The 24,801-nt window shown below is 68.0% G+C and carries 23 protein-coding genes; 13 read left to right on the top strand and 10 right to left on the bottom strand.

All coding sequences use genetic code 11. From position 1 onward, the window contains the following. The 3 genes from OED01_RS01610 to OED01_RS01600 form a co-directional block, all read right to left on the bottom strand. Positions 1 to 1,074 (bottom strand): ABC transporter substrate-binding protein, encoded by a 1,074-nt coding sequence (locus tag OED01_RS01610; RefSeq protein ID WP_264156667.1) that lies wholly within the window; start codon positions 1,072 to 1,074, stop codon positions 1 to 3. Between the two features lie 185 nt (positions 1,075 to 1,259). Then, positions 1,260 to 1,700, bottom strand: coding sequence for a LysR family transcriptional regulator (locus OED01_RS01605; RefSeq protein ID WP_264156666.1), 441 nt, complete (start codon positions 1,698 to 1,700; stop codon positions 1,260 to 1,262). 122 nt (positions 1,701 to 1,822) lie between these two features. Beyond that, entirely contained in the window at positions 1,823 to 2,185 is a 363-nt protein-coding gene (locus OED01_RS01600; protein WP_264156665.1) for a VOC family protein, read from the bottom strand. Between the two features lie 255 nt (positions 2,186 to 2,440). Here OED01_RS01600 and OED01_RS01595 point away from each other — a divergent pair, with 255 nt between their 5' ends. The 7 genes from OED01_RS01595 to OED01_RS01565 all read left to right on the top strand — a co-directional run bounded on the left by OED01_RS01595 (position 2,441) and on the right by OED01_RS01565 (position 10,004). Beyond that, entirely contained in the window at positions 2,441 to 3,700 is a 1,260-nt protein-coding gene (locus tag OED01_RS01595; RefSeq protein WP_264156664.1) for an ABC transporter substrate-binding protein, read from the top strand. 61 nt (positions 3,701 to 3,761) lie between these two features. Next, positions 3,762 to 4,727, top strand: coding sequence for a carbohydrate ABC transporter permease (locus OED01_RS01590; protein ID WP_264156663.1), 966 nt, complete (start codon positions 3,762 to 3,764; stop codon positions 4,725 to 4,727). Continuing rightward, the gene (locus tag OED01_RS01585) at positions 4,727 to 5,578 is read left to right on the top strand and encodes a carbohydrate ABC transporter permease (RefSeq protein WP_264156662.1); all 852 of its coding nucleotides are present in this window, start codon (positions 4,727 to 4,729) and stop codon (positions 5,576 to 5,578) included. Before OED01_RS01590 ends, OED01_RS01585 begins: the two co-directional genes overlap by 1 nt. A 2-nt stretch (positions 5,579 to 5,580) precedes the next feature. Further along, on the top strand, positions 5,581 to 7,503 hold the full coding sequence (locus OED01_RS01580) for a hypothetical protein (RefSeq protein ID WP_264156661.1): 1,923 nt from the start codon (positions 5,581 to 5,583) through the stop codon (positions 7,501 to 7,503). Further along, positions 7,500 to 8,285 carry an RraA family protein gene (locus OED01_RS01575; protein WP_264156660.1) on the top strand — a complete coding sequence of 262 codons (786 nt, stop codon included), beginning with the start codon at positions 7,500 to 7,502 and terminating at the stop codon, positions 8,283 to 8,285. Before OED01_RS01580 ends, OED01_RS01575 begins: the two co-directional genes overlap by 4 nt. Beyond that, a complete protein-coding gene (locus OED01_RS01570) occupies positions 8,255 to 9,202 on the top strand; it encodes an aldo/keto reductase (RefSeq protein ID WP_264156659.1) in 948 nt (315 codons plus the stop codon). Before OED01_RS01575 ends, OED01_RS01570 begins: the two co-directional genes overlap by 31 nt. Position 9,203: 1 nt before the next feature. Beyond that, positions 9,204 to 10,004 carry an amidohydrolase family protein gene (locus OED01_RS01565; protein WP_264156658.1) on the top strand — a complete coding sequence of 267 codons (801 nt, stop codon included), beginning with the start codon at positions 9,204 to 9,206 and terminating at the stop codon, positions 10,002 to 10,004. On the opposite strand, the gene OED01_RS01560 is transcribed toward OED01_RS01565, so the two are convergent. The 5 genes from OED01_RS01560 to OED01_RS01540 form a co-directional block, all read right to left on the bottom strand. Then, positions 9,983 to 10,654, bottom strand: coding sequence for a GntR family transcriptional regulator (locus tag OED01_RS01560; RefSeq protein WP_264156657.1), 672 nt, complete (start codon positions 10,652 to 10,654; stop codon positions 9,983 to 9,985). The two genes, OED01_RS01565 and OED01_RS01560, sit on opposite strands and share 22 nt — an antisense overlap. An 83-nt stretch (positions 10,655 to 10,737) precedes the next feature. Then, positions 10,738 to 14,787: an Ig-like domain-containing protein gene (locus OED01_RS01555; protein ID WP_264156656.1), complete on the bottom strand. Its 4,050-nt coding sequence runs from the start codon at positions 14,785 to 14,787 to the stop codon at positions 10,738 to 10,740. A gap of 233 nt (positions 14,788 to 15,020) precedes the next feature. After that, entirely contained in the window at positions 15,021 to 15,440 is a 420-nt protein-coding gene (locus tag OED01_RS01550; protein ID WP_264156655.1) for an RbsD/FucU family protein, read from the bottom strand. Continuing rightward, the gene (locus tag OED01_RS01545) at positions 15,433 to 16,401 is read right to left on the bottom strand and encodes an aldo/keto reductase (RefSeq protein ID WP_264156654.1); all 969 of its coding nucleotides are present in this window, start codon (positions 16,399 to 16,401) and stop codon (positions 15,433 to 15,435) included. Before OED01_RS01545 ends, OED01_RS01550 begins: the two co-directional genes overlap by 8 nt. Continuing rightward, positions 16,388 to 17,677, bottom strand: coding sequence for an L-fuconate dehydratase (locus tag OED01_RS01540; protein WP_264156653.1), 1,290 nt, complete (start codon positions 17,675 to 17,677; stop codon positions 16,388 to 16,390). Before OED01_RS01540 ends, OED01_RS01545 begins: the two co-directional genes overlap by 14 nt. A gap of 122 nt (positions 17,678 to 17,799) precedes the next feature. Here OED01_RS01540 and OED01_RS01535 point away from each other — a divergent pair, with 122 nt between their 5' ends. Then, entirely contained in the window at positions 17,800 to 18,660 is an 861-nt protein-coding gene (locus tag OED01_RS01535; protein WP_264156652.1) for a fumarylacetoacetate hydrolase family protein, read from the top strand. Beyond that, complete coding sequence (locus OED01_RS01530) at positions 18,657 to 19,403, top strand: SDR family NAD(P)-dependent oxidoreductase (RefSeq protein WP_264156651.1); 747 nt, start codon at positions 18,657 to 18,659, stop codon at positions 19,401 to 19,403. The genes OED01_RS01535 and OED01_RS01530 overlap by 4 nt, the downstream gene beginning before the upstream one ends. Positions 19,404 to 19,424: 21 nt before the next feature. On the opposite strand, the gene OED01_RS01525 is transcribed toward OED01_RS01530, so the two are convergent. Next, positions 19,425 to 20,330, bottom strand: a complete 906-nt coding sequence (locus OED01_RS01525; protein ID WP_264156650.1) for an amidohydrolase family protein — start codon at positions 20,328 to 20,330, stop codon at positions 19,425 to 19,427. Between the two features lie 47 nt (positions 20,331 to 20,377). Between OED01_RS01525 and OED01_RS01520 the strand changes: the two genes are divergently transcribed. Genes OED01_RS01520 through OED01_RS01505 form a run of 4 tightly spaced genes read left to right on the top strand, consistent with a single transcriptional unit; the run spans position 20,378 to position 23,612 of the window. Beyond that, the gene (locus OED01_RS01520; RefSeq protein ID WP_264156649.1) at positions 20,378 to 21,061 is read left to right on the top strand and encodes a FadR/GntR family transcriptional regulator; all 684 of its coding nucleotides are present in this window, start codon (positions 20,378 to 20,380) and stop codon (positions 21,059 to 21,061) included. Continuing rightward, complete coding sequence (locus OED01_RS01515; RefSeq protein WP_264156648.1) at positions 21,058 to 22,005, top strand: ribokinase; 948 nt, start codon at positions 21,058 to 21,060, stop codon at positions 22,003 to 22,005. The genes OED01_RS01520 and OED01_RS01515 overlap by 4 nt, the downstream gene beginning before the upstream one ends. 19 nt (positions 22,006 to 22,024) lie before the next feature. Then, on the top strand, positions 22,025 to 23,086 hold the full coding sequence (cds1, locus tag OED01_RS01510; RefSeq protein WP_264156647.1) for an L-cysteine desulfhydrase Cds1: 1,062 nt from the start codon (positions 22,025 to 22,027) through the stop codon (positions 23,084 to 23,086). 16 nt (positions 23,087 to 23,102) lie between these two features. Continuing rightward, complete coding sequence (locus OED01_RS01505; protein WP_264156646.1) at positions 23,103 to 23,612, top strand: glycine cleavage system transcriptional repressor; 510 nt, start codon at positions 23,103 to 23,105, stop codon at positions 23,610 to 23,612. A gap of 122 nt (positions 23,613 to 23,734) precedes the next feature. Here the strand turns inward: OED01_RS01505 and OED01_RS01500 are convergent, their stop codons facing one another. Then, the gene (locus OED01_RS01500; RefSeq protein ID WP_264156645.1) at positions 23,735 to 24,748 is read right to left on the bottom strand and encodes an aldo/keto reductase family protein; all 1,014 of its coding nucleotides are present in this window, start codon (positions 24,746 to 24,748) and stop codon (positions 23,735 to 23,737) included. Positions 24,749 to 24,801: the final 53 nt, after the last annotated feature.

Below are 24,801 nucleotides of genomic sequence, written 5' to 3'. Positions count from 1 at the left end.
TCACTCCCCCTTCACGTACTCGTCGGATACCGCGGCGGCGGCGTCACCCTCGAACCGACGGTCGAACAGCACCTCGGCATCCACTTCGTCGATGAACCCGCCATCGGCGAGCAGGTCGGCCGACGACTGCGCCCATTCGACGGCGGTGTCCCAGTCCGTCGGGAAGGAGGGCTTGCTGGCCAGCGCCCAGATGCGATCGGCGTCCTCGGCCGTCACGCCCTCGGTGTCGACGAAGTAGAACTGCTTCCACTCGTCGGGGTGCTCCCAGGCCCAGACCTGGGACTGGGCCCACACCCGGATGTAGTCGCGGACCGCGCGCACGTTCTCCTCGTCCTCCAGCACCGTCGTGGGCACCCAGAGGACGGTCAGCAGATCCGGGACCTCGGCCGGCAGCGCCTCGGCCCCGTCCGTTCCGAACTGGTCGATGTACTTCGTCACCGCCGGCTCGGAGAGCGGAGCGATGTCGACCTGCCCGCCCTGCAGCGCCGTGAGGAACTGCGTACTCGGCAGCTCGACGAACTCGACCTCGTCGTATTCGATGCCCGCCTCCTGCAGCGTCCGCAGAACCGTGTCGCCCTGCGACTGCCCCTGCGAGAAGGCGATCCGCTTGCCGCGCAGATCCTCCCAGTCGCTCAGGTCGACGCCGGGTGCACTCGCGAACACGTAACCCGGAAGCGGACGCTCGAGCACGCTGACGATCGTCGCGTCGAATCCGATGTCGTGCGCCTGGATGGGCGGGATGATCGCGTTGCTCGCGATGTCGAGCGCTCCGGCGCGGAAGGCCTGGATCACGTCTGGGCCCGCTGCGGCGTTCACCCATTCGGCGACGCCGAACGCAGGACCGTCGAGTTCATCACCGGCCAGCTCGAGCTGCAGCTGGGTCGTCCTGCCCGCGACGCGGAGTTCGGTGTCGGCCGACGGCGCTCCGGTCGGCAGGGGCGCGGATGCCGAAGGCTCCGATGAGGCGGAGCTCGCACTCGCGCAGCCGACCAGGAGAGTGAGACCGACGACCGCACCGGACATCAGAGCCAGCCGCCTCGTCGATCGTCGGAGAGGGGATCTGGAGGAGATCATGACGGTTCCTTTCGGTCGGTGGGGATGCTGGGAATCCTGCGTCGAGCGCTCGGGCGGCGTCCAATAGCGATTCCCACGACCACCGATCACGAACGCTGATGCATGGGCCGGTTGATCGCTCCGTTCCGCGTCATGACGCGGAACGAGCGCACCGCGGCATCACCACTCCGCGAAGACGCGCAGCGTCACACACGACGGGACGTGTCAGTGCGTGACGATGTGTTACCGGCAGCGGACCACTCGGAGAGCAGCTGTGGAGCGCAGTCGGCGACGAAGCGGAGAAAGGCGGACAGCTCACCGCTGTCCTGCACGCCGACGCCCTCGATCTCGGCCTCCGTGCTCACATCGGCGGACGCCGGCGCTCCCCTCAGTTGCCGCAGCGCCTCGTCGTGCACGGAGATGATGCGGCGCGCCTCGATCAGCAGTCGTTCGCCGTCCGGCGTGAAGCGCGCGACCCGTCCGACCTTCTCGACGAGTGACAGGCCCAGCCGTCGCTCGAGCACGCGCACGTGCTGGCTGACGGTGGGCTGGCTGCATTGCAGCGCCGCAGCCGCGCGTCCGAAACCGCCGTGCTCGCGGATCGCGACGAACGTCCTGAGCAGCGTGATGTCCAGTGTCACGTCCATGCCGCGATGGTAGAGACGTGCTCATGAACGGAGCGCGCGGGCCGTCATGCGCGGTCACTCCGCGTCGCAATCCGCTCCCACGGCGCGGTCACGGCCTGCCGTGGGAGCACCGCCGGAAGGGCTCAGCCGCCGACGACGCCTTCGAACAGCCCGATGTGGTTGCCGTCCGGATCGACGATCACGGCCCACGCGCTCGTGTCGGTGATCGGCTGCCGTTCGGCAGCGACGCTGCCTCCGGCTGCGACCGCCGCCGCGATCGTCTCGTCGATCGAGTCGACCTCGACGTACGAACGCGGTTGGGTGAAGCCGGGATCGCGCGGAGCGAGTCCGCCGCCCGAGATACCGTTCGGGGCCTGCCACATCGGGTACCCCTCGAACCCGGGCATCTCGGCGATCTGCCAGCCGAACAGCGTCGAATAGAACGTCGTCGCACGCGCCATGTCCCCCACCGGGATATCGATGTGCGTGATGTCTCCGTGTGCCATCTCTCTCGCCTCTCCGTCGGGCCTTCACAGCCGCAGTGCCGAATCCTCGCGGCCAGTCTGCTCCGCCCCTCCGACATCGACAAGGGGTTCCCGTCCGTGTACACCCCGCCGTCGCCAGCCACTGCCATCATTGGTGTGGAATTGCTCGGCCACAGCCTCATTCCGCCCTCGTCGCAACCACGAAGTACTTCACAAACGATTATCGATTAGTGTATGTTCGGGACATCCCTCCCGTGCACCACGAAAGGATCAACGATGATCAAGGGCCGACACCTCACCGCGCTGGGCATCGCCTCGGCCGCCTCCCTCGCGCTCGCCGGCTGCGCGTCGTCCGCCCCGGCGGACAGCGACGAGAAGATCGAACTCAGCATGCTCGTCAACGTCACTCCGAACCTCACCGAGGAGTATTGGAACGACCTCGTCGCCCCCTTCGAGAAGGAGCACGAGAACATCGACGTCGTCATTCAGAACCCCGGTGCCGAGGGCGTGCACGCGGCTGTCCCGCGACTGCTCGCCGCGGGTGATGCCCCGGACATCGTCCAGTCCATGGCCCCCACGACCGAGATCGCCCCTGAGCTGGTCGACCTCTCCGAGTACGACTGGGCGACCTCCGGACCGCTCGCCGAGCAGTACACGATCGACGGCAAGTACTACATGGCCGGCATCGGGGTGCAGCTGCAGAGCCTGTTCTTCTACAACAAGACAGCCTTCGCCGAGGCGGGAATCACGGAGGCCCCCGCCACCGTCGACGAACTCACCGAGGCGCTCGGCAAGCTGAAGGCCGCCGGCTGGACGCCCGTGCAGACCGGCGGCGACTGGATGACCAGCCACACGCTCCAAACGCTCGGCCTCCCGTCGATCATCACCGAGTACCCGGACTGGTTCCAGGAGATGAGCGCCGGTGAACTGACCTTCGGCGACACGTACGCGGAAGCAGTCGACACTTATGCGGAGTGGGTCGCCCAGGGGTACATCCCGAAGGAAGCCCTCGGCATCAAGTACCCGGATGCCGAGCAGGCGTTCCTCTCCGGCAAGACCGCCGTGTACTCGATGGGCAGCTGGTTCGCGGGCACGCAGGCGAACGCCGCCGAATCCGCTGACATCGGAGTCTTCCGCGCACCTGCGTTCGATGCCGGCACGCAGCCGTCGATGGGCGCCAACATCGCCAGCCCCTACTCGATCATGAAGTCCAGCGAGCATCAGGATGCCGCCGCCGAACTGATCGAGTTCCTGGTCACCGATCAGGAGGCGGTCAGCAGCCAGCTCGCGGTCGACGGCAACTTCCGCGACGGATACGAGTACGAGATGACTCCGCTCGGCGAGGAGTTGCTCGAGATCGTCGCCGACACCCCGGCCGACGCGTACACGCCGACGGGCAACGGCTACGGCGAGCGCACGCTGCCGTCGGAGTACTCCAACGAACTCAACACGCAGACGCAGGCCCTGATCGGCGGCACCCCCGCGCAGGAGATGCTCGACGCGATGGATGCGTGGTTCCTCGCGAACGCGAACTGACGCCATGCTCCGGGCGCGGCTCCCGCTGCGCCCGGAGCCCGCACGACAGAGGATCTCGAAGATGAGCCAGACCATGATCGCCCCACCGGGCACCGCTGAGCCAGTGACCGCAGCGGCGCCGCCTCCGCCACGACGCGGGAAGTCGGCAGCCGCGCGCGTGCGGAGCGCCTTCCCCGGGTTCCTGATGGCGGCACCCGCCGTCGCCGTCTTCCTGCTGATGTTCGTGATCCCGATGATCCTCGCGTTCGTCCTGAGCTTCACGAACTGGAACGGGTACAGCCTGAACTTCACGTTCGTCGAGTGGGACAACTACCTCAAAGCGTTCCGGAACCCGCGCTCGGTCGACGCCGCCATCTTCACGGGGATCATCGCGGTCATCGGGACGGTCCTGTGCAACGTGGTGGGTCTCGCCATCGCCGCCCTCATCTCGGGCCCCGGCCGATCGAACACCCTGCTGCGCACCATCTTCTTCTACCCCTACGTCATCAGCGCCCTGATCATCGGTTTCCTGTGGTCGGCGATGCTCGCTCCTGAGGGCGCCGTCAACGGGATGCTGACGACACTCGGACTCCCCGCGATGCCGTTCCTCGTCGAGCCCGACTTCGCCAGGGCCTGCGTCATCTTCACCATCGTCTGGTCGCACTTCGGGTTCAACATGATCCTGTTCCTCGCCGGCATCAAGTCCGTGCCGATCGAGTATTACGAGGCGGCGACGGTCGACGGCGCGACTCGGTGGCAGCAGTTCCGCAACATCACGCTGCCGCTCATCGCCCCCGTCTTCACCGTCAACATCGTCCTCACCCTGGTCGGGCTCCTCAAGGCCTACGACATCGTCCTCTCCCTCACGGATGGCGGACCGGCCGGCTCGACGCAGACCATCGTCTACCAGATCCTCAAGGACAGCTTCGCGAACTCGAACCTCGGCTTCGGCGCCGCGCAGTCCGTCATCCTGCTCATCGTCACCGCCGTGCTGGGGCTGAGTGTCACCCTCATCCGCCGCCGCGCCGAGCGAAAGGTCACCGACTGATGGGCGCCCGCACCTCCGCTCCCGTCCCCGCCCGCGTGGTCCGCTGGACCATCCTCGGCGCCGTGGCACTGCTGATGCTCGTGCCCCTGTACACGATGGTCATCAACGCCTTCAAGCCGCAGGCCGAGATCATCGCCAACCCGCTCGGCCTCGATCCGGCGACCTTCACCTTCGACTATCTCTGGGCAGCGATCACGAGCTCGAAGTTCAACGTCATCGCCGCCTACGGCGTGACGCTCTTCTTCGTCGCACTCGTCAACGTGTGCTGCATCGCGCTCGCGGCACCTGTGGCGTTCGTCATCGCCCGCGGCCGCTCCAAGTGGCACATGGGACTGCTGCTGCTGTTCGTCTCCGGGCTCTTCATCCCAGGACAGGTGACGCTGATTCCGGTCGTCTTCGTGCTGCGTCTGCTCGGGCTCATCAACACCGTCCCCGGCTTCATCCTCTTCGAGACCGCGGCGACGCTGCCGGTGACGATCTTCCTGTTCGCGGCCTACCTGCGCACCGTTCCGCGAGACATCGACGAAGCAGCATCTCTCGACGGCGCAGGGCGCATCAGGGCGTTCTGGTCCTGCATCTTCCCCGTCATGCGCCCGATCGTGGCGACGGTCGTCGTGCTGAATTCGATCGGAGTGTGGAACGACTTCGTCAGCCCTCAGATCATCCTCGGACCGAGCTCGGGCATCTACACGGTCACCACGGGCGTCTATGCGGCCGTCGGGCAATTCGCCACCGACTACACGGTCGTCTTCCCGACGCTGCTGCTGGCCGTGTTGCCGGCCATGGTCTTCTTCGTCATCATGCAGCGGCACATCATCGGCGGTCTCGTCACCGGCGCGACGAAGGGCTGAGGATGTCGACGACCGCTCACACGACGCCCCTCCGATCGCTTCCCGCATGGGCTGTGCTGCAGCGTCGGCTGTTCTCCGAGATCGAGGACGCCAGACGTCTGTTCGTCGAGCGCTACACGAATCCGGACGGGAGCCTGCGCGGAATCGCCGCCTTCGCGGACCGTGACGGCGTCGACGACCTGTACGAGCCGTTCTTCAACTGGCCCGCGTTCTATCTACTGGGGGGACCGGATGACGCGCTGAGCGATGCCAAGCGGCACTGGGAGGGGGTCACCGCCCAGCTCTCGTCCGCGGGCATGCTCACCGACGAGTACGAGAACGGGTACGACTGGTTCCACCAAGGCGAGTCCGCGTTGCTCTTCCTCGGCATCTGCGCCGCCGATCCGAGAGACGAGCGGTTCGCCGAGCGCGCGCAGCGGTTCGCGGCGCTCTACACGGACACGCGGCACGGCAACCATGACGCCGAGCGGAACATCATCCGTGCGCCGCACAACGGTGCGCTCGGCGCGCGGCGCGGCCTCGAGGACGGCGTCCCGCAACCGTACTCCGCCGCGCTGACCGAGATGCGCCCGTATGGACTGCCCGTGCAGGGCATCGACGGGATCGCGGAGTGGGATGATCTCGCCGATCCGGAGAACGCCCGCCGCATGGCGGAAGAGATGCAGCGCCGGGCCGTGGGAGACGTCGCGGTGAACCTCGCCGCGACATCGCTCGTCGCCAACGCCTGGCTGTACGACGGGGATGCGCGCTCGGCGTCCTGGGTGACGCGCTACGTCGACGGGTGGATGGCGCGGGCCGCGGCGAACAACGGGCTGCTGCCGGACAACGTCGCCCCCGATGGAACCGTCGGCGGGCTCCAGGACGGACGCTGGTGGGGCGGCCACTACGGCTGGGCATGGCCGCACGGACTCCATTCCGTCGCCATGAGCGCCCTGATCGGTGGGCTCAACGCCGCACTCATCACCGATGACGATCGCCCGCTCGACATGGTGCGAACGATGCTCGACACGGTGCTCGAGCACGGAATCCGCGGCAGCGTGGACTCGTCCGACTACAGCCTGCGCGGCGAATGGAAATTCCGGTTCGGCGTGGCGTCCGCGGACGATTGTCTCCTCGTGCCGTATCGCCACGGTGCCGATGGCTGGTTCGATTTCGGCCCTCTGCAACTGGACCTTCCGACCTGGCTCTGGTGGTGGTCCCGGTCGGATGCCGATCGTGCACGTCTCGATCGCGCGATCGACGGATTGCCCTCCACCCTGGACCCGGTCGGCGAGTTCCGGGACAAGGAGGAGGCGGGACACGAGGCCGGCTGGATCCGGTTCCTCGACGGAGCATTGCCGGAATACCCGGAGCGCGCGCTCGCCATGGCCCTCGGACAGGTGGCTCGCCGCGTCGCGCTGATGCGCACGGATGGCGACGATCCGGACGGCGCGCATCTGCACTTCTGGCAGCGCGTCAATCCCGTCGTCACCGAAGTGCTGTCGCAGCTCGTCACCGGTACGCCGCAGGTGCTCTACAACGGCGGGCTTCCGTTCTCGGCGATCGACTACGCCGATGCGGACCTCGGTCGCCCCGGACTCCCCCAGGACGTCGCCGCGCTCGTCGACCGTCTGGAATCCGACACCATCGGCATCCGCCTGGTGAACACGTCGACGACCCGCGCCCGCCGTGTGCGCATCCTCGCCGGACGCTTCTCGCGCACCCGCATCGCGAGCGCCGCGGTCACCGCAGAGGGCGACGACGGATACCCGGGTCCGAGCGGGGCCTACGCCGGCACCCGCGTCGAACCCTCGACACGGACCGTCGAATGTCCGGACGGCACGCTGACCGTGGAGTTGGCGCCGGCCCACGCCGCCGAACTGACCCTGACCCTCACGCGGACGCGGTCCGCACCGCATCATCGCACCGACGAAGGAACATCATGAGCGACACCCCTCTGATCCGCCCCGACTTCACGCTTCCCGTCCGCGGGCCGATGTACGAGCGGCCGTCCGCCGAACTGATGTCCTCGTTCGACCAGGTGTCTTCCGCGACCGCGTGCGCGAAGCTCCACGGCCTCGGCATCCGTCACAGCTACGTCGACGGACCGGTCCCGCTCTCCCCCGGTCAGCGCGTCGTAGGCTCCGCGCTGACGCTGCAGTTCATGCCGCAGCGCGAGGATCTCGCCTCCGGACACGGTCAGGAGTACGCCGAACGGCACACCGCTCTGTGGCACGTCCTGGAGGCCGTGCAGCCCGGTGACGTTCTCGTCATCCAGGCGTACGGAAGCCGATTCTCAGGCTGCATCGGCGACATCCTCGCGCGATACTTCGCCCGCAAGGGCGGCGCGGGCATCGTCGTCGACGGCCGGATCCGCGACTCGGGCAAGATCCGCGAACTCGGCATCCCCGTGTGGTCGACGGGGACCACCCCCCACTACGCCTCGCAGTCCGAACTCACGCCGTGGGGCTATGACGTCCCCGTCGCCGTCGGCGGCTCGTTGTGCATGCCGGGAGACGTCGTCGTCGCGGACGACGACGGACCGGTCATCGTCCCCCGGGCGATGGCATCGAGCGTGGTCGATTCCGCGCGCGACCATGAGGAATGGGAGGGCTTCAGCCGTCAGCGGCTGGATGAGGGCGCGCGCCTGAGCGACTACTACCCTCTCACTCCGGACAGCCGGGAGGAGTACGAGGCATGGCGTTCCGCGCAGAGCTCCGTCCGCTGATCGAGGCCGACAGCCGCCACGACTCTCTCGGCCTCGGCTGCGCGCCGATCGGCAACCTCTACACCGCGGTCGGCGACGACGATGCCGTCGCCACCGTCCAGGCTGCGCTCGGCCACGGCATCCGCTTCTTCGACACGGCCCCGAACTACGGCGCCGGCGAGAGCGAGCGTCGACTGGGCGCGGCTCTCGCGGGCATTGATCGCGATACCGTGACGCTCGCGACGAAGGTGGGGCGCATGATCGTGGACGCCGACGGCACCGAGGTCCCGGTCGGAGGGAGCGGCGCAGGACTGGTGAGCGACATCGGCTACGACGCCGTGTGGCGCAGCGTCGAGGGGAGCCTGAAGCGCCTCCGTACGGATCGGATCGACCTGCTGCACCTGCACGACCCCGAGGACGTGGACGCCGCACTGTCCGGTGCGATGCGGGCGATGATCGAGCTCAGGGAGCAGGGCGTCGTCCGCGCGCTCGGTGTCGGAATGGTGCGGACGGCGCCGTTGACACGGTTCGCCGCGGAGGCGCCGGTCGACGTCATCATGGAAGCCGGCCGGCTGACTCTGCTGGACCGAACCGCGCTCGACGAGCTGCTGCCCGCGTCCGCTGCGCACGGCGTCGGCATCCTCGCCGCCGGCGTGTACAACTCGGGCATCCTCGCCGATCCACGCGGCGCCGCGTACTTCGACTACCACCCGGCCCCGCCCGCGACGGTCTCGACGGCGCTGCGCCTCGAGGAGGCCTGCCTGAGTGCGGGCGCGAGCCTCGCCGATGCCGCCGTCCAGTACCCGTTTCAGCATGATGTCGAAGGGGTGATCGTCGGCGCCAGGACCCCATCCGAGGTGGAGGCCTTCGTCGCGAGTGCGAACGCCCGGATCCCCGACGCGCTCTGGTCCGAACTCGACCGCATCGCCACCGGCTGACATGCGCATCGTCGACGCCCACATCCATCTCTGGGACCGCACACGGCATCCGCTGTCCTGGTTCCGTGACGACATGGGGCTCGCACCGCGCGTGACGGCGGCCGACCTCGAGGCGGAGGCGGCCGTGGATGCCGCGATCGCTGTGCAGGCCGCCGACACGCTCGAGGAAGCCGCCTGGCTCACCGAGCAGGCGGCGCGGAGCCCGATGCTGTCGCGCATCGTGCTTCAGTACTCGCCCGCACCGGGCGCATGGGCCGGGGTCGCGGCGAGGGCGCTGGGGCCTGAAGTGGCGGGACTCCGGGCCGCGATTCCGCAGCATGCGGCCGACCTCTCCGACGTCGTCGAGCTGGACGCTCTGGCGGATGGCCTCGCCCGCACCGACCGGGTTCTCGAGTTCCTCATCCGCCCCGACCAGCTCCCCGGCGTCGCGGCACTCGCCGACCGGCATCCAGACCTGACCGTGGTGCTGTGCCATCTGGGGCTCGGCGCCGGCGACCCGACGCCCGGCTGGCGCGCGGATCTCGTCGATGTCGCACGCCGGAGCACCGTGCACGCCAAGCTCTCCGGCGTGGTCGGCGCACGGACCGATCATGAGCTGCAGGAGATCTCGGATGCCGCGCTGGCGGCTTTCGGGCCGCATCGACTGATGTTCGGAAGCGACTGGCCGATGTCCGCGCGGAATCTCCACCACTCCGACGTGGTCAGCGCGACCGCACGGATGCTGTCGGCACTCAGCCGCGACGACGCGGCCTCCGTCTGGCACGGCACCGCTGACCGGGTCTACGCGCTGGGCGCTTCCTGATCCTCGAGGAGAGTCCCGGCCGCGTGCCGGCGGAACAGGGTGGATGCCGCGTCCGGGTCCCCGGCATCGAGGACGTCCAGGAGCCCGCGGTGCCACTCGGCGACCTCATGCCAGTCCCCTGTGAACGTCGGGTCACCGAGCACGTGCATCACGCGCAGGCTGGGTTCGAGCAGATCCCACATCTTGGGGAGGTAGACGTTGCCACTCGCTTCGATGACGGCCCGGTGGAACACGAAGTCCAGTTCTCGGAAAGCCGGAAGATCGGAATCATCGGCGGCCGCATGCATCTGCTCGATGACCGTGATCAGCTCGGTGCGACGATCCGCATCCAGATTGCCACTGGCCAGCCGTCCGGCGAGTCCCTCGAGTTCGACACGTGCGATCTTGGCCTGAGCGGCCTCGTCATCGGTGTAGGTCGCGACGAAGTTGCCCTGATGGCGGATGTGCGACACGAGTCCTTCGTGTGCCAATCGCTTCAACGCATCGCGCACGGGCGCCTGGCTGACCTCCAGCTGACGGGCGAGCTGAGACTCCACCAGCTGCTCGCCGGGTGCGAGACGGGAGTCCTTGATCATCGCCTTGATCATCAGGTAGATCTGATCGGAGAGCAGCCCTCGCTGCAGCCCCTGCGGAGCCAGTGCTTCTGCCATGTCCTTCATACTACGTCCATTATCGACTATCGCTAATGGCGCGACCCGCGGGCTCGAGGGTGTCCGCAGGCCGCGCCACGAGCTCACTTGTGCTTCTTCTTCACGGATACGACGAGCTCCACCGCGCCGCCCTCGTAGGAGACGGTCAGCTTCTGGTGCGGGCGCACTCGGCTGCTGTCGAACCCCGTCACCATCTCAGGTGTCACATCGACCTTGGTCGTCTTGCCGTCGCTCCAAGCGACGTCCAGGATCATCCCGGTCACGTCCAACCCCTCACCGACGAGGTACTTCACCTTCGGCGCGGCCTCCTCGGCCCATGCCACCCCCGTGACGGTCGCAGGCGGTGCGACCCTCGTCAGCGTGATGCTGTTCTGCTTGGCGTAGTGGTAGACGTTGAAGAAGCCGTCGGCACCGATGCGCAGGTTCTCTCTGGCATCCAGACGATTCCAAACGGTCTTCCCGTCCACCTCGAGGACGATACGGGTTCCGGTGCCCTCGGCGACGGCGCCGAACGCGATGCGGTGGGTGCTTCCCGGCTCGATCACGGTGTTCGGGATGATGTCGAGCATCGTCTGCCCCGGACTCCAGCTCTGGAACTCGATCGTGTCCTCCTTGACGACGACGAGGTAGCCCGTGTTGGAGTTCTGCCAGGCAGGGACACCCGTCTGGTCGGATCGGACCTGGAACCCGTACCAGCCGCCGTCGAACGCGCCGAAGGTCGCGTCGAACTCCAGCAGCCCGTCTCCGAAGCGCTCCGCCTCATAGCCGTGCACCCCCTCCGCGCCTACCCGTATCGTCCCCTGATCGAAGTCGAGCTTGTCCGACTGCGTCCAGTTCGCCGCATCGGCGAGCTGGTCGCCGAGCGCGACGGTGGGGTGCTCGGCATCCGCGACCGTCACGACCGCCGTAGCCGAGATCGACGGATCGGCCACCGACGTGGCCGTGATCGTCGCTTCGCCGGCCGCGAGGGCGGAGACCGTGCCGCCGGCGACCGATGCCACGGCCGTGTCGCTGCTGGACCACGTGACGCGCACGTCACTGGCGTCCTGCGGCGACACCGTCGCGATCACCGGACGGCGCTCGCCGGTCTGCAGGACCAGCTCGTTCGCGTCGAGAGCGATGCCGTCCACCGGGACCGCCGAGATCGAGAACCCGACGTCGTCGAAGTCCAGGTGCGAGAAGCCCTCGGTGTAGAACCCGACCTTCCCGGCGGCTCCCGGGGCCGGGTCCGCGTCCTCGAGGACGACCTCTCCGTCCACCACGATGCGGATCACACCGTCCTGCACGGCGATGCGGACATGGCTCGTCGCTGCGGCAGGCAATGCCTTCGATGGGTCGAGCACCGCCTCGCCGACGGTCTGCCACGCGTTGTCGAAGATCGTCCATGTCGGGCCTGCGGCAGCATTGCGGTAGCGGATGTACCCGCCGCCGGCACTGTTGCGGTTGTACACGATCATGACCGCATTCGCGGGGATCGTCGCCGGCGTCGTGACGTCGAAGTCCAGCACGAAGCTGGTGAAGTCCCGCGGGAGCTGCGAGTTCGCGCCGTTCACGATCCGGTAGACGTGATCGCCGCCGTCGCCGGTGACGATACTGCGGTTCGGATCCGTCGGCCACCCGTTCGAGCCGTCTTCGAAGTCGGTGAAGTGCAGCACGCCGTCGCCCTCGCCGACGGTCACCTCGATCGTGTCCGAGATTCCGGCATCGGATGCCGCGGCCACCGTCACGGTCGTCGAACCGGGTGCCATTCCGACCAGCTTCCCGTCGTCGACCGTCGCGATGGACTCATCGGCCGATGAGTAGACGAGACCGGCGTCATCCGCGTTCCACGGCAGAGGCGTCGCCTGCACGAGCAGTTCCTTGCCGACGTCGAGCGTGACGGCATCGGCATCGAACGCGACCGCCTCGAGCGGCACCGATTCGGGCGACTGCGTCTGGCCGATATGGCCCTTCGTACCGATCTCGTCGAAGCCGATGTCCTCGAACCCGGGGATCTGTGCGAACACCGCCGCGTCCTCGGTCAGTCGGTAGTCGCCGTTCGCGGCATCGACGAATCCTGGATCACCATCGCTCACCCAATTGCTGTCGTAGTTCAGCAGCTCCTTGACATCTCTCGCCCCCTGCGCGTTGACCTGGGACTGGCGTGGCACGGTCGGGTTCCATACGACGTTCCTGGCGAACGTGCTGTGGTCGGGGAAGTAGTGGTTGTCCTCGAAGAAGTGACCGAGCTCGGGATACTTCTCGAGATACGGCGTGCCGACGAAGTCGTTGTTCTCGACGAACACCTTCTCCCACTCCGGCATGTAGGAGCGATCGACGACATTGCCCTCCTGATCGCCCATCCACAGCTCGTAGTTGTCGTACGGGACGTTCGCGTCGACGAAGATGTTGTTCGTGGCCTCGATGTAGTCGGCCGATCCGCTCTTGATGGCGCTGTTTCCCATGTTCACGAAGATGTTCTTCTCGATCGTGAGGTCCCACGTGAAGTTGTCCGCGTAAATCCCTTCGACACCGGCCATGCCGGCGCCGATGTCATGGAAGTAGTTCTGCCGGAACACGTGGCCGCGTTGCTGCGGCGTCATCCCCGCGTTCATGTAGATCGCCCCGAGATCGTGGAACGTCTTGCAGACGTCGTAGACCTCGTTCTGCTCGAACAGGTGATCGTTGCCGTGCACGATGATGCCGGGGTGCGGGGCGTCGTGGATCTCGTTGCCGCGGGCCACGTTGCCGACGCCGTCGAACATCACGCCGGGGTTGTAGGCCTTGTGGTAGTACGCGAAGTCGTGGATCTCCGAGTTCTGCACGCTGTTGTTGCCCGGCGTGAGCGTGGTCTTGTCGCCGCCCTGCAGCACGACGCCGACGCCGCCGACGTGGCTGAGCTCACTGTCCAGCACCGCGTGGCCCTTGCCACCTCGGTTCACGGGGATTCCGTCATAGGTGTAGCGGCCCGGCGAATTGATGAGCACACCGCCGTCGGTGAAGTTGCGGATGTCGCTGTGCTGGATCGTCACGTTCGACCCGCCGAGGATGACAGCGGCTGTGGCGCGCCCGTACTCGAGCACGAGGTCGTCGAAGGTGATGTGCGAGGCGCCGTCGGCGCGGATCATCGGCTCGTCGAGCGTGGTGACCACCGGTTCGCCTCGCCCGGCGAGGAAGGCGGCGTTCGGGACGAGGTACAGCTTGCCCGCGGCCCGATCGATGTAGTACTCCCCCGGTGCGTCGAGCTCCTCGAGAAGATTCTGCGCGAAGTGGAAATCGGGGAACCAGCTCTTCATGATTCCCGACATCTCGCCGTATCGCAGGGTGATGGTCTTGGCCTCGGTGTCGATCGCCTCGATCTTGTTGTACGACCACTCCCAGCTGTATCCGAAGATCCCGTCGAGCCACACATCTTCTGCCTGGGTCCAGTGCTGCGGACGATCGTATGTGTAGGTGAAGGTGCCGCCACGCTCCTGCAGGTCGGCATCAGCGCGGGTGGGACCCGGATCGATGATGTCGCCCATCTGCACCGTGTCCTTGGTGGCGCCCGCGTTGGGCCAGCGTGCGAGGGTCATCCCCTGGCCATCGACGTAGAGCTCCATCGGCGGGGTGACGCTGACGTCGTTGGCCTTCCAGTAGCCGTGACGGCTGAGCTGGCCGTAGTCGTCGATGCCGAGAGCCGCAAGGTCGATCTCGCGGATGTCATCCCTGGCGGACTCGTCGATCACGCGGTCGAGGACGGCCTGATCCTCGGTCAGACGGAAGTCCTCGTACGCGAGGGCCTGACCGCCGGTCAGCGTCGCCACCTCGCCGGGGTACGACCGATAGACGATGGGGGCATCCGCCGTACCGGAGTCCTCGGCACCGAGCGAGAAGGATGCGGAGCGCTGGTAGCTGCCTTCCCGCAGGTAGACGGTGGTGCCGTCCGCCGACAGGGTGCCGGCCTGCTTGCGCTCGCGGATGAGGTCGCGTGCCGCTTCGAGCGTCGCCAGCGGGGCGTCGACGGAGCCGACCGCCTCGTCGTCACCATCAGTGGCGACGTAGATCACGTCACCCGGCGGCTCGTCGACTGCAGAGGCCGGTTCGGGGTGGAGCGCCGGCAGGGCCGTCGCCACCAGGGCGGTCAGGATCAATGTCGTCGCAGCTCGCTTCATCGCGCTCTCCAGACTCAAGGGCACCGCGCGACGGTGCGCGGTGCGGTGGATGGCCTCATCCTAAACTAATCGATAATCGACTGACAAGTATCGATTGACTGGGAACCCGTTCGAGTCCACGCCGCGACGCCAGGGCGCAGACATACCCGACCCGTGGGCGGCATCGTCAACGCGACGACAGGGGCTCCGCTGAGGACCTCGTCGATCGCATCCTGGCCGCGCGTGAGCGGGCGTCAGCTCGAGGAATGCCCCACGACGCCCTTGCGCAGCAACGCGTTGCCGTACTTCCGCATCTCGCCGGTGCGGACGATGAGATACGCGTCCTTCGCGACGTCGTAGTACGCGAAGCGCTCGACGAAGCGCGTGGTCGCCTCCACGGTGCCCGCGGCGGTCATCAGCTCCCGCTGGACGTCCAGCACCTCGGCATCCGCCGACTCCATCAGGTCCAGACCTGGCGCGTCATCCAGCGGCAGCACTGTCCGGATCGCCGCGACGACGTCGGGGGTCGTGGTACCGGGCAGATCGACGACCCGATCCCCGAGCCCCCATGCCGGAAAATGCGCATCGGCGACGACGACGGAATCGGAGTGACCCATCCGGTCCAGATGCAGCAGCAGCTCACCGGTGAGCAGCGGGTGGATTCCCTCAAGCATCCTGACCTCCGGGAATGAGCCCTTCGTCCGCGAGCTCCGCCCAGAGACCAGTAGGGATGGCGAGGGCGGCGTACTCGGCGTTCTGCCGCAGTTGCGCAGGCCGGCTGCCGCCCACCACGACCGAGCGCACGGCCGACGCCTGCAAGGGGAACTGGATCGCGGCCGCGGGCAGGGGCACGTCGTGGCTGCGGCAGATGTCCGCGATCCGCACGAGGCGTTCCCACAGCTGCTCCGGCAGCGCACCGTACTCGTAGCGTCCGTCCCGGCGCGGCTCGCTCTGGGCGAGCAGCCCGGAGTTGAAGACGGATGCCGCGACGATCCCCGTTCCGGTCTCGTCGCAGGCGGGCAGCACATCGGCCGCAGCCGGCTGCTCGAGCAGCGTGTACCGTCCCGCGACCATGATCGTGTCCAGATCGGCTTCCCGGACGGCGCGTGTGAGCGCCTCGGCCACCATCGAGCCGATGCCGATCTCGTCGACCTCGTGCTCGGCGCGGAGCCGTTCGAGCGCGGGGAACGCGCTGTCGATCGCGAGATCCAGGTCGTGACGCTCCGGATCGTGCAGGTACAGGATGTCGATGCGCTCGATGCCCAGCCGCTCACGCGACTCGTCGAGACTCGCGCGGATGCCGGCATCCGAGAAGTCCCACACCCGCATCAGATCGTCGCGCACGTGGAAGTCGTTCGCGGTGTCGAGTCCGCCGGTGCGCTCGGGGTTGGGGCGCAGGAGCCTGCCTGCTTTCGTGGACAGCACGAACTCGTCGCGGGGCTTGGTCTGCAGGAAGGCACCCAGCCGCCGCTCGGAGAGCCCGAGCCCGTAGTGCGGAGCCGTGTCGAAGGAGCGGATGCCGCCGTCCCACGCCGTCTCGAGGATCTCCCATGCCTCGTCATCCGTCAGGGCGCGGAAGAGGTTGCCGACGTTCGCGGCGCCGTATCCGAGAGCCGGAAGCTCACGCGAGGGCATGCGCACCGCTCCAGGTGTAGGCCTCGATGCTCTCGGGCTTCATCTCCATGCCGGCTCCCGGCGCGGTCGGCGGCATGTAGGACCCGCCGCGGATGTCGGTCGGGACGGCGAAGTGCTCGTGCAGGTGATCCACGAACTCGATCAGACGCCCTTCTCGGGTGCCGGTCACGGCCACGAAGTCGAACATCGACAGGTGCTGCACGGCCTCGCACAGTCCGACGCCCCCGGCATGCGGGCAGACCGGGATGCCGAACTTGGCGGCCAGCAGCAGGTTGGCGATGTTCTCGTTGACGCCGGCGACGCGCACCGCGTCGATCTGCATGACACTGATCGCATCGGCCTGCAGGAGCTGCTTGAACATCACGCGATTGTGCGCGTGCTCCCCCGTGGCGACCCGAATCGGAGCGATGCCGCGGGCGATCTCGGCGTGACCGAGGATGTCGTCGGGGTTCGTCGGTTCCTCCACCCAGGCCGGATGGAACTCCGCGAGCGCGTTCACCCATTCGATCGCCTCGGACACCTCCCAGCGCTGATTGGCGTCGATCGCGATCGGGAAATCGGGCCCGACGACCTCTCGGGCCTTGCGGAAGCGCCGGATATCGTCCTGCAGGTCGGCGCCGACCTTGAGCTTGATCTGGGTGAAGCCGTCGGCCATGGCCTCGCGTGCGAGGCGCTCGAGCTTCTCGTCCGAGTATCCGAGCCAACCGGGACTGGTCGTGTAGCCGGGGTAGCCGGTCGCGAGCAGCTCCCGCTCTCGCTCCGCACGGCCTGGCACCGCCGCCCGCAGGATCTCGAGCGCGTCGTCGCGGGTGAGGGCGTTGGTCAGATAGCGGAAGTCGACGAGGTCGACGATCTCCTCGGGTGTCATGCGGGCGAGCAGCTGCCAGAGCGGGAGCCCGGCGCGCTTGGCCTTGATGTCCCACAGCGCGTTGGTCACGGCGCCGATCGCCATGTGCATGACGCCCTTCTCCGGACCCAGCCAGCGCAGTTGCGAATCGCCGATGATCTCGCGGAATGTGCCGCCCATGTCGTCCAGCAGCGGTTCGATCTCGCGTCCCACGAGGTGACCGACGAGCGCATCGATCGCCGCCACCTGCACATCGTTGCCGCGGCCGATCGTGAAGACGAACGCATGACCGGCGTCTCCGGCATCCGTGCGGATCACCACGTACGCCGCGGAGTAGTCCGGGTCGGGATTCATGGCGTCTGAGCCGTCAAGGCTCAGCGACGTCGGAAAGCGGACGTCGGTGGTCTCAAGCGCGACGATGCGGCTCACGGTTCCCTCTTCCTCGCGCGTCGATCGATCAGCGCGGATCTCTTGGAGTGTAAACATCCGATGTCTATACTGTCAACGACACCGGCCGCAGGACGGCCACTCCCCGACGAAGCAGGAGAATCATGAAGTTCGCGCGGCTTGGCGCCCCCGGATCCGAGATCCCCGTCCTCGTGGACGGCGATCGCCACCTCGACCTGCGACCCGTGACATCCGATGTGAACGGCGACTTCCTGTCGAGCGACTTCCGCGCCCGGGTGCAGTCGGCTCTGGATGCCGGCGCACTGAACGAGCTCGACGGAGCAGCCGAGTTGCGCATCGGTGCCCCCATCGCGCGTCCGAGCGCGGTGATCTGCATCGGACAGAACTATGCCGCCCACGCGAGAGAGTCGGGAGCGGAGCCGCCGACGGTGCCGATCATGTTCCTGAAGACGCCGAACACCGTGGTCGGGCCGAATGACGCCGTGACCATCCCGCGCGGCAGCGAGAAGACGGACTGGGAGGTCGAGCTCGGCATCGTCATCGGCGAGCGCGCCGCATATCTGGACTCCCCCGAGCAGGCGGAGGCGCACATCGCCGGTTACGTCGTCGCGAACGACGTGTCGGAGCGGACGTTCCAGATCGAGCTGTCGGGTGGACAGTGGTCGAAGGGCAAGATCGCGTTCGGCTTCAACCCCACAGGACCCTGGCTGGTCACCCCGGACGAGGTCGACGTGGACGATCTGCGACTGCGCAGCTGGGTTGGCGGTGAGCCGCGCCAGGACTCGAACACGAGCGACATGATCTTCGACGTACGCGCGATCGTGCATCACCTGTCGCAGTTCGTCACCCTGGAGCCGGGGGACCTCATCCTCACCGGGACGCCGCAGGGCGTCGCGTTCGGCGGGAAGTTCCCTTATCTGACCCCGGGTGACGTCGTCGACATCGAGATCGACGGACTCGGGCATCAGCGGCAGGAGTTCGTGGCATGGGAGGCGGCGGAATGACGCGTCGACTGGAGGGACTGGTCGCGGTCGTCACCGGCGGCGCCTCCGGAATCGGTGCGGCGATCGCCGAGCGGCTGCACGCCGACGGCGCCGAGATCGCGGTCGTGGATCTGCACACGGAGGGCACTCCGTTCGCCGCCTTCACAGCCGATGTGTCCGACCGCGCATCCGTCGACGCGGCCGTCTCAGCGGTCGCCGAGCGGTTCGGGCGGATCGACATCGTCGTGAACAACGCCGGCGTCGGTGCCGTCGGCGACATCGCCGCGAACGATGACGACGAGTGGGCGCGCGTGCTCTCCGTGAACGTGACCGGAATCGCGCGCGTGACAGCGGCCGCGCTGCCGTGGCTCAGGCGCTCGCCCGCCGCGGCGGTGTGCAACACCTCCTCGATCGCTGCCACCGTCGGCCTGCAGCAGCGGGCACTGTACAGCGCTTCCAAGGGGGCTGTGCTCTCCCTGACGCGGGCGATGGCGGCCGATCACCTGCACGAGGGGATCAGGGTGAATGCCGTGAACCCCGGGACAGCGGACACCCCATGGGTGGGTCGCCTGCTGGACCAGGCCGAGGACCCCGCCGCCGAACGCGCGGCTCTGGAGGCGCGTCAGCCGCACGGCCGGCTGGTCTCCCCGATCGAGGTCGCCGCGGCCGTGGCCTACCTCGTCAGCCCGGACGCCGGGTCGACGACGGGCAGCTATGTCGAGGTGGACGGCGGCATGGTCGCTCTGCGCGTACGGCCCCGGTAGCGGCATCCGCTTCGGAGGACCTCAGCCGATCCCGTAGAACCGCGCCGCGGTGCCCCACATGATCGCCTCGACGTCGTGCCCGCGGTCCCGCGCCCAGTCGACGACCGCTCCGGCCCAGCGGCTGCGGCCGGAGTACTGGTAGCTCGGCGACCCGTCGGCCGGGGCGTGCGGGTCGTCCGCCTCGGCGGGGCCGATCACCGACACCGGCCAGTCGCTGCCCCACATCAGCCGCTCGGCGCCGAAGGCCTCGACCGCGGCATCGAGGAACGGCGCCATCTGCTCGGCGCTCCAGTCACCGCCGGCCTCCGCCGGCAGTCCGGAGAGCTTGCAGTGCACGAGCGGATGCTGCGCGAGCGCGTCTATCCCGCCGAGCCACAGCGCTGACGGTTTGAGGGGCGCGGATGCCGTGCCGACGCCCGGCTTGCCGAGATGGTCGAGCACGACGCGCAGGTCGGGCACGGCCCGCGCCAGCGCATCGACATCGGCGAGCTGGCGCGCGCCGCGGACGCACGCATCGAAGCTCAGACCGCGTTCGGCGAGTCCGCGGGCGCCCGCGATGAATGCGCCGGATGCCGCGAACCCGTCCGGTTCGCTCTGCAGGAGGTGTCGAACGCCGGCGACGCGCGCGAATCCGGTCAGGGCGTCGAGGTGCGAGATCGTGGCGGCGCCGCGGTCCAACCGCGCCCCGGCGACGATCGCGCTGATGCCGAGCTCCTCGGCGAGGCCGTCCACCCAGCGCACCTCGTCCAGGTACTGCTCTTCGACGCAGTCGGCCTGGACGAACACGGCACTCTCCTGATCCGTGAGCTCGACACGGGCATGGTCGAGCTCGAGCCCGGCGAAGGCGTACGCCAGCGGCCCCTCCAGCCATTCGTAGCGGAGGAGCTCCGGGTCCCAGAGATGGAGGTGGGAGTCGAGAACGCGCATGCCCCCATCCTGCCGCAGACATCCGATCACTGTGCGAGGATGACCGCATGGCAGTCACGGACGAGGCGATCGAGAAGATCAAGGCGATGATCGTGTCGGGCGAACTCGCCCCCGGCGACCGCCTTCCCCCCGAGAAGGAACTCGCCGAACGGCTCGGCCTGTCCCGCAACTCCATGCGCGAGGCCGTCAAGGCGCTCGAGGTCATCCGGGTGCTCGACGTGCGGCGCGGGGACGGCACCTACGTCACGAGCCTCGAACCGCACCTGCTGCTCGAGGCGATCTCCTTCGTCGTCGACATGCACGACGACGACTCGATGCTCGAGATCTTCGCCGTGCGGCGGATGCTGGAGTCCCAGGCCACCGGGCTCGCCGCCACTCTCGGCGACGACGAGCAGGTGCGGGAGTTGCACGCGGAGCTCGACAGCGTCGACGCGGACGTCTCGATCGACGATCTGGTCGCACACGACGTCCGCTTCCATCGGGACATCGTGCGGATGGCGGGGAACGCCTATCTGGCCAGTCTGATCGAGCATCTGAGCAGCCAGACCGTGCGGGCACGCGTGTGGCGCGGTCTGACCGAGCAGGGCGCCGTCGAGCGCACGCTCGCCGAGCATCGGGCGATCGCCGAGGCGATCGCGCTGCACGACCCCAACCTCGCGACCTCCCTCGCCACCGCGCACATCGCGGGTGTCGAGCGATGGTTGCGCCAGGCCGCGACAGGAGCACCATGACCGCCGCATCCTTCGGCGAGCGCTCCGGCGTCGTCATCATCGGCAGCGTCTCGGCGGACGTGACCACGTTCTCATCACGCCTGCCGGCCAGAGGCGAGACCGTTCTCGGCGAGCAGTTCACGCTTCTACTCGGCGGCAAGGGCGCCAACCAGGCCGTGGCCGCCGGCCGCGCCGGTGCCACGACGAGCTTCGTCGGCTGCGTCGGCGACGACCTCTTCCACGATCTCGTCGTCGACGGCCTGACCGACGCCGGCGTCGATGTGACCCACCTGCGCACCGTCGACGGCCCCACCGGTGTCGCGCACATCCGCGTCGACGCCTCGGCGCAGAACGACATCGTGGTGGTGCCGCTCGCGAACGCTCAGCTGAGCACCGAGCAGATCGACGATGCCCTCGCGGACCTCGCCTCGACGGCATCCGTGCTCCTGACACAGCTGGAGACGCCGATCGCGCTCACCAGGCACATCACGGCGCGGGGACGCGCGCTCGGCTACACCGTGATCCTCGATCCGGCACCGGCCGCCGACCTCCCCGCCGACGTGTGGCGGAACGTCGACATCGTGACGCCGAACGAGACCGAGGCCTCGCTGATCACCGGCATCGAGGTCACGGATGCGGCATCCGCCGAAAGCGCCGGACGGTGGTTTCTCGCCCGGGGCGTCGGAGCCGCGGTCATCACGCTCGCCGTGCAGGGGTCCGTCGTCGTCACCCCCGACGGCGCGTTCTTCGGTCCCGCGCTGCGGGTGGAGGCCGTCGACACGACCGCGGCAGGCGATGCCTACGCCGGATATCTCGGCGCCGCGCTCGCCGGCGGCGCCACCCTCGCCGAAGCGGTGCGGCTCGCCACCGTGGCCGGCGCCCTCACCGTCACCCGTCAGGGCGCATCGCCGAGCATCCCGCACCGCGCCGAGGTCGATGCGCTCCTCGCCTCGCGTGCCGGCTGACGGGGTTACGCTCGAGACCATGAGCACCTGGACCAGCACCGCGATCACCCTGCTGGACGCCGACGCGAACCGCAGCGCCGACACGCATCTGCACGTCTTCCCACTTCCGGTCGAGTGGGGCATCGATCTGTACCTGAAAGACGAATCGGTCCACCCCACGGGGTCGCTCAAGCACCGGCTGGCCCGGTCGCTCATCCTGTACGGACTCGTCAACGGCCGCATCCACGAGGGCACCACGCTCGTGGAGGCATCCAGCGGCTCCACGGCCGTCTCGGAGGCGTACTTCGCACGGATGCTGGGGCTCGATTTCGTCACGGTCGTCCCCCGCTCGACGAGCCCGGAGAAGATCGAGCTCATCGAGTTCTACGGCGGACGCTGCCACTACGTCGACCGCGCGCCGGAGATGTACGCCGAGGCCGAGCGCCTGGCCGCTGAATGCGGCGGGCACTACCTCGACCAGTTCACGTACGCCGAGCGTGCCACGGACTGGCGCGGCAACAACAACATCGCCGAGAGCGTGTTCAGCCAGATGGAGCACGAGCGGCATCCGATCCCGTCCTGGATCGTCGTCGGAGCCGGAACCGGCGGGACCAGCGCCACGTTCGGACGCTATGTCCGCTACCGGAGGCACCACACGCAGGTGGCGGTCGTCGACCCGGAGGGCTCGGCGTTCCACGGCGGCTGGAGCACCGGTGCCGCCGACTACACGACCGGCACGCCGAGCCGCATCGAGGGCATCGGCCGGCCGCGCGTCGAGCCGTCGTTCGTCCCAGGCGTGATCGACGAGATGCTGCAGATCCCGGATGCCGCATCCATCGCGGCGATCCGACTGCTGCAGGAGCGGACCATGCACTGGGCGGGCGGGTCGACCGGCACCAACCTCGTCGGTGCGTTCCAGCTGATCGCGCGGATGCGGGCCGCGGGCGAGACCGGCAGCGTCGTCACGCTGATCTGCGACGGCGGGGCGCGCTACGCCGGCACGTACTACGACGACGAGTGGGTCGCGGCGCAGGGCTGGGACCTCGTGCCGCATCGGGCTCGGATGGATCGGTTCCTCGAGACGGGTGTCTGGGCCGAGTGAGGGCTACGCTTCTGGCATGACCACGCTCATCCTCACCGTCGTCGGTTCGGACCGTCCAGGGCTCGTCGCGGCCGTCGCCGACATCGTCGACGAGCACGGCGGCAACTGGGAGAACAGTCAGCTCGCGGAGCTCGCCGGCGCCTTCGCGGGCGTGATCCAGGTGTCCGTCCCGGACGACAGCCGCGCCGACCTGACCGCAGCGCTGCGGGAGCTGGACGGCCTGCTGACGGTGACCGTGCATGCCGGGTCGGATGCCGTGGACGACGCCGATGCGCGTCCGATCACCCTGCAGATCCTCGGCAACGACCGACCGGGGATCGTCCGTGAGGTCTCCGCCGTCCTGAGCACGCACGAGCTCAGCATCGAGAGCATGACGACCGAGACGCGGGATGCCGCGATGGCCGGAGGACGCCTGTTCGAGGCATCCGTCGTCGCCGAGGTCCCGGCGTCCGCCGATCTGGACCAGCTGCGCGCGGATCTCGAGCGTCTGACGACCGAGCTTCAGGTTGACATCGCGCTGAGCTGACATCGAGCGCCCCGGCATCCGCCGAGACCTCTCCGTAACGGCGAAACCCCGTCGTATTCGCGCGAATACGACGGGGTCTCGCAACTCACGAGAGGTCTCGCGTGCTGCAGAGGATCAGGCGATCAGACCAGGCGGGTCTTCGGCGAGACGCCGTAGGTGTCCTCCGGGTCCGAGAACACGGTGTCGCCGAGCGCCGTGTCGATCGCCGCGAGCGTGTCGGCATCCAGCGTCACGCCCGAGGCCTTGACCGTGTCGGCGAGCTGCTCCGGACGCGATGCCCCGACCAGTGCCGCCGCGACGTTCTTGTTCTGCAGCACCCACGCGATCGCCAGCTGCGGCATGGTGAGCCCCGCCTGCTCGGCGATCGGCTTCAGGCGCTGGACGGCCGACAGGGTGTCGTCGTTCATGAAACGCTTGATGAACCCGGCACCGCTCTTCTCGTCGGTCGCGCGGGAACCCTCCGGAACCGGCTGCCCCGGCAGGTACTTGCCGCTCAACACGCCCTGCGCCATCGGCGACCAGACGATCTGCGAGATGCCCAGCTCCTCGGATGCCGGGACGACCTTGCCCTCGATCACGCGGTGCAGCATCGAGTACTGCGGCTGGTTCGAGATGAGCTGGATGCCGAGCTGCCTGGCGAGTGCGTGTCCGTCCTGCAACTGCTCCGCGGTCCACTCGGAGACGCCGATGTACAGTGCCTTGCCCTGCCGCACGACGTCGGCGAACGCCTGGAAGGTCTCTTCCAGCGGCGTCTCGTAGTCGTACCGGTGCGCCTGGTACAGGTCGACGTAGTCCGTGCCGAGGCGCTGGAGCGAGCCGTTGATCGACTCGAAGATGTGCTTCCGGCTCAGTCCGGTGTCGTTCGGTCCCTTGGGGCCGGTCGGGAAGTACACCTTCGTGAAGATCTCCAGGCCTGCGCGGCGCTGACCATGCAGCGCCTTGCCGAGCACGACCTCGGCTGCGGTGTTGGCGTAGGTGTCCGCCGTGTCGAACGTGGTGATTCCGGCATCCAGTGCCGCGTGCACCGTCTTGACCGCGGCGTCGTCGCCGACCTGTGATGCGTGCGTCACCCAGTTGCCGTAGGTGATCTCCGAGACCTTGAGACCGCTGTTACCGAGAAAACGATATTTGACCATAGGTCAACGCTAGAGCCTTCGGCGGGACCCGGGGTGGGATGCCGGGACGAAAG

Origin of the sequence: Microbacterium sp. M28 (genome assembly GCF_025836995.1) — a bacterium.
GTDB lineage: Bacteria > Actinomycetota > Actinomycetes > Actinomycetales > Microbacteriaceae > Microbacterium.
Note: the sequence above shows the minus strand (reverse complement) of the source record. Positions and strands in the feature narration are given on the sequence as shown.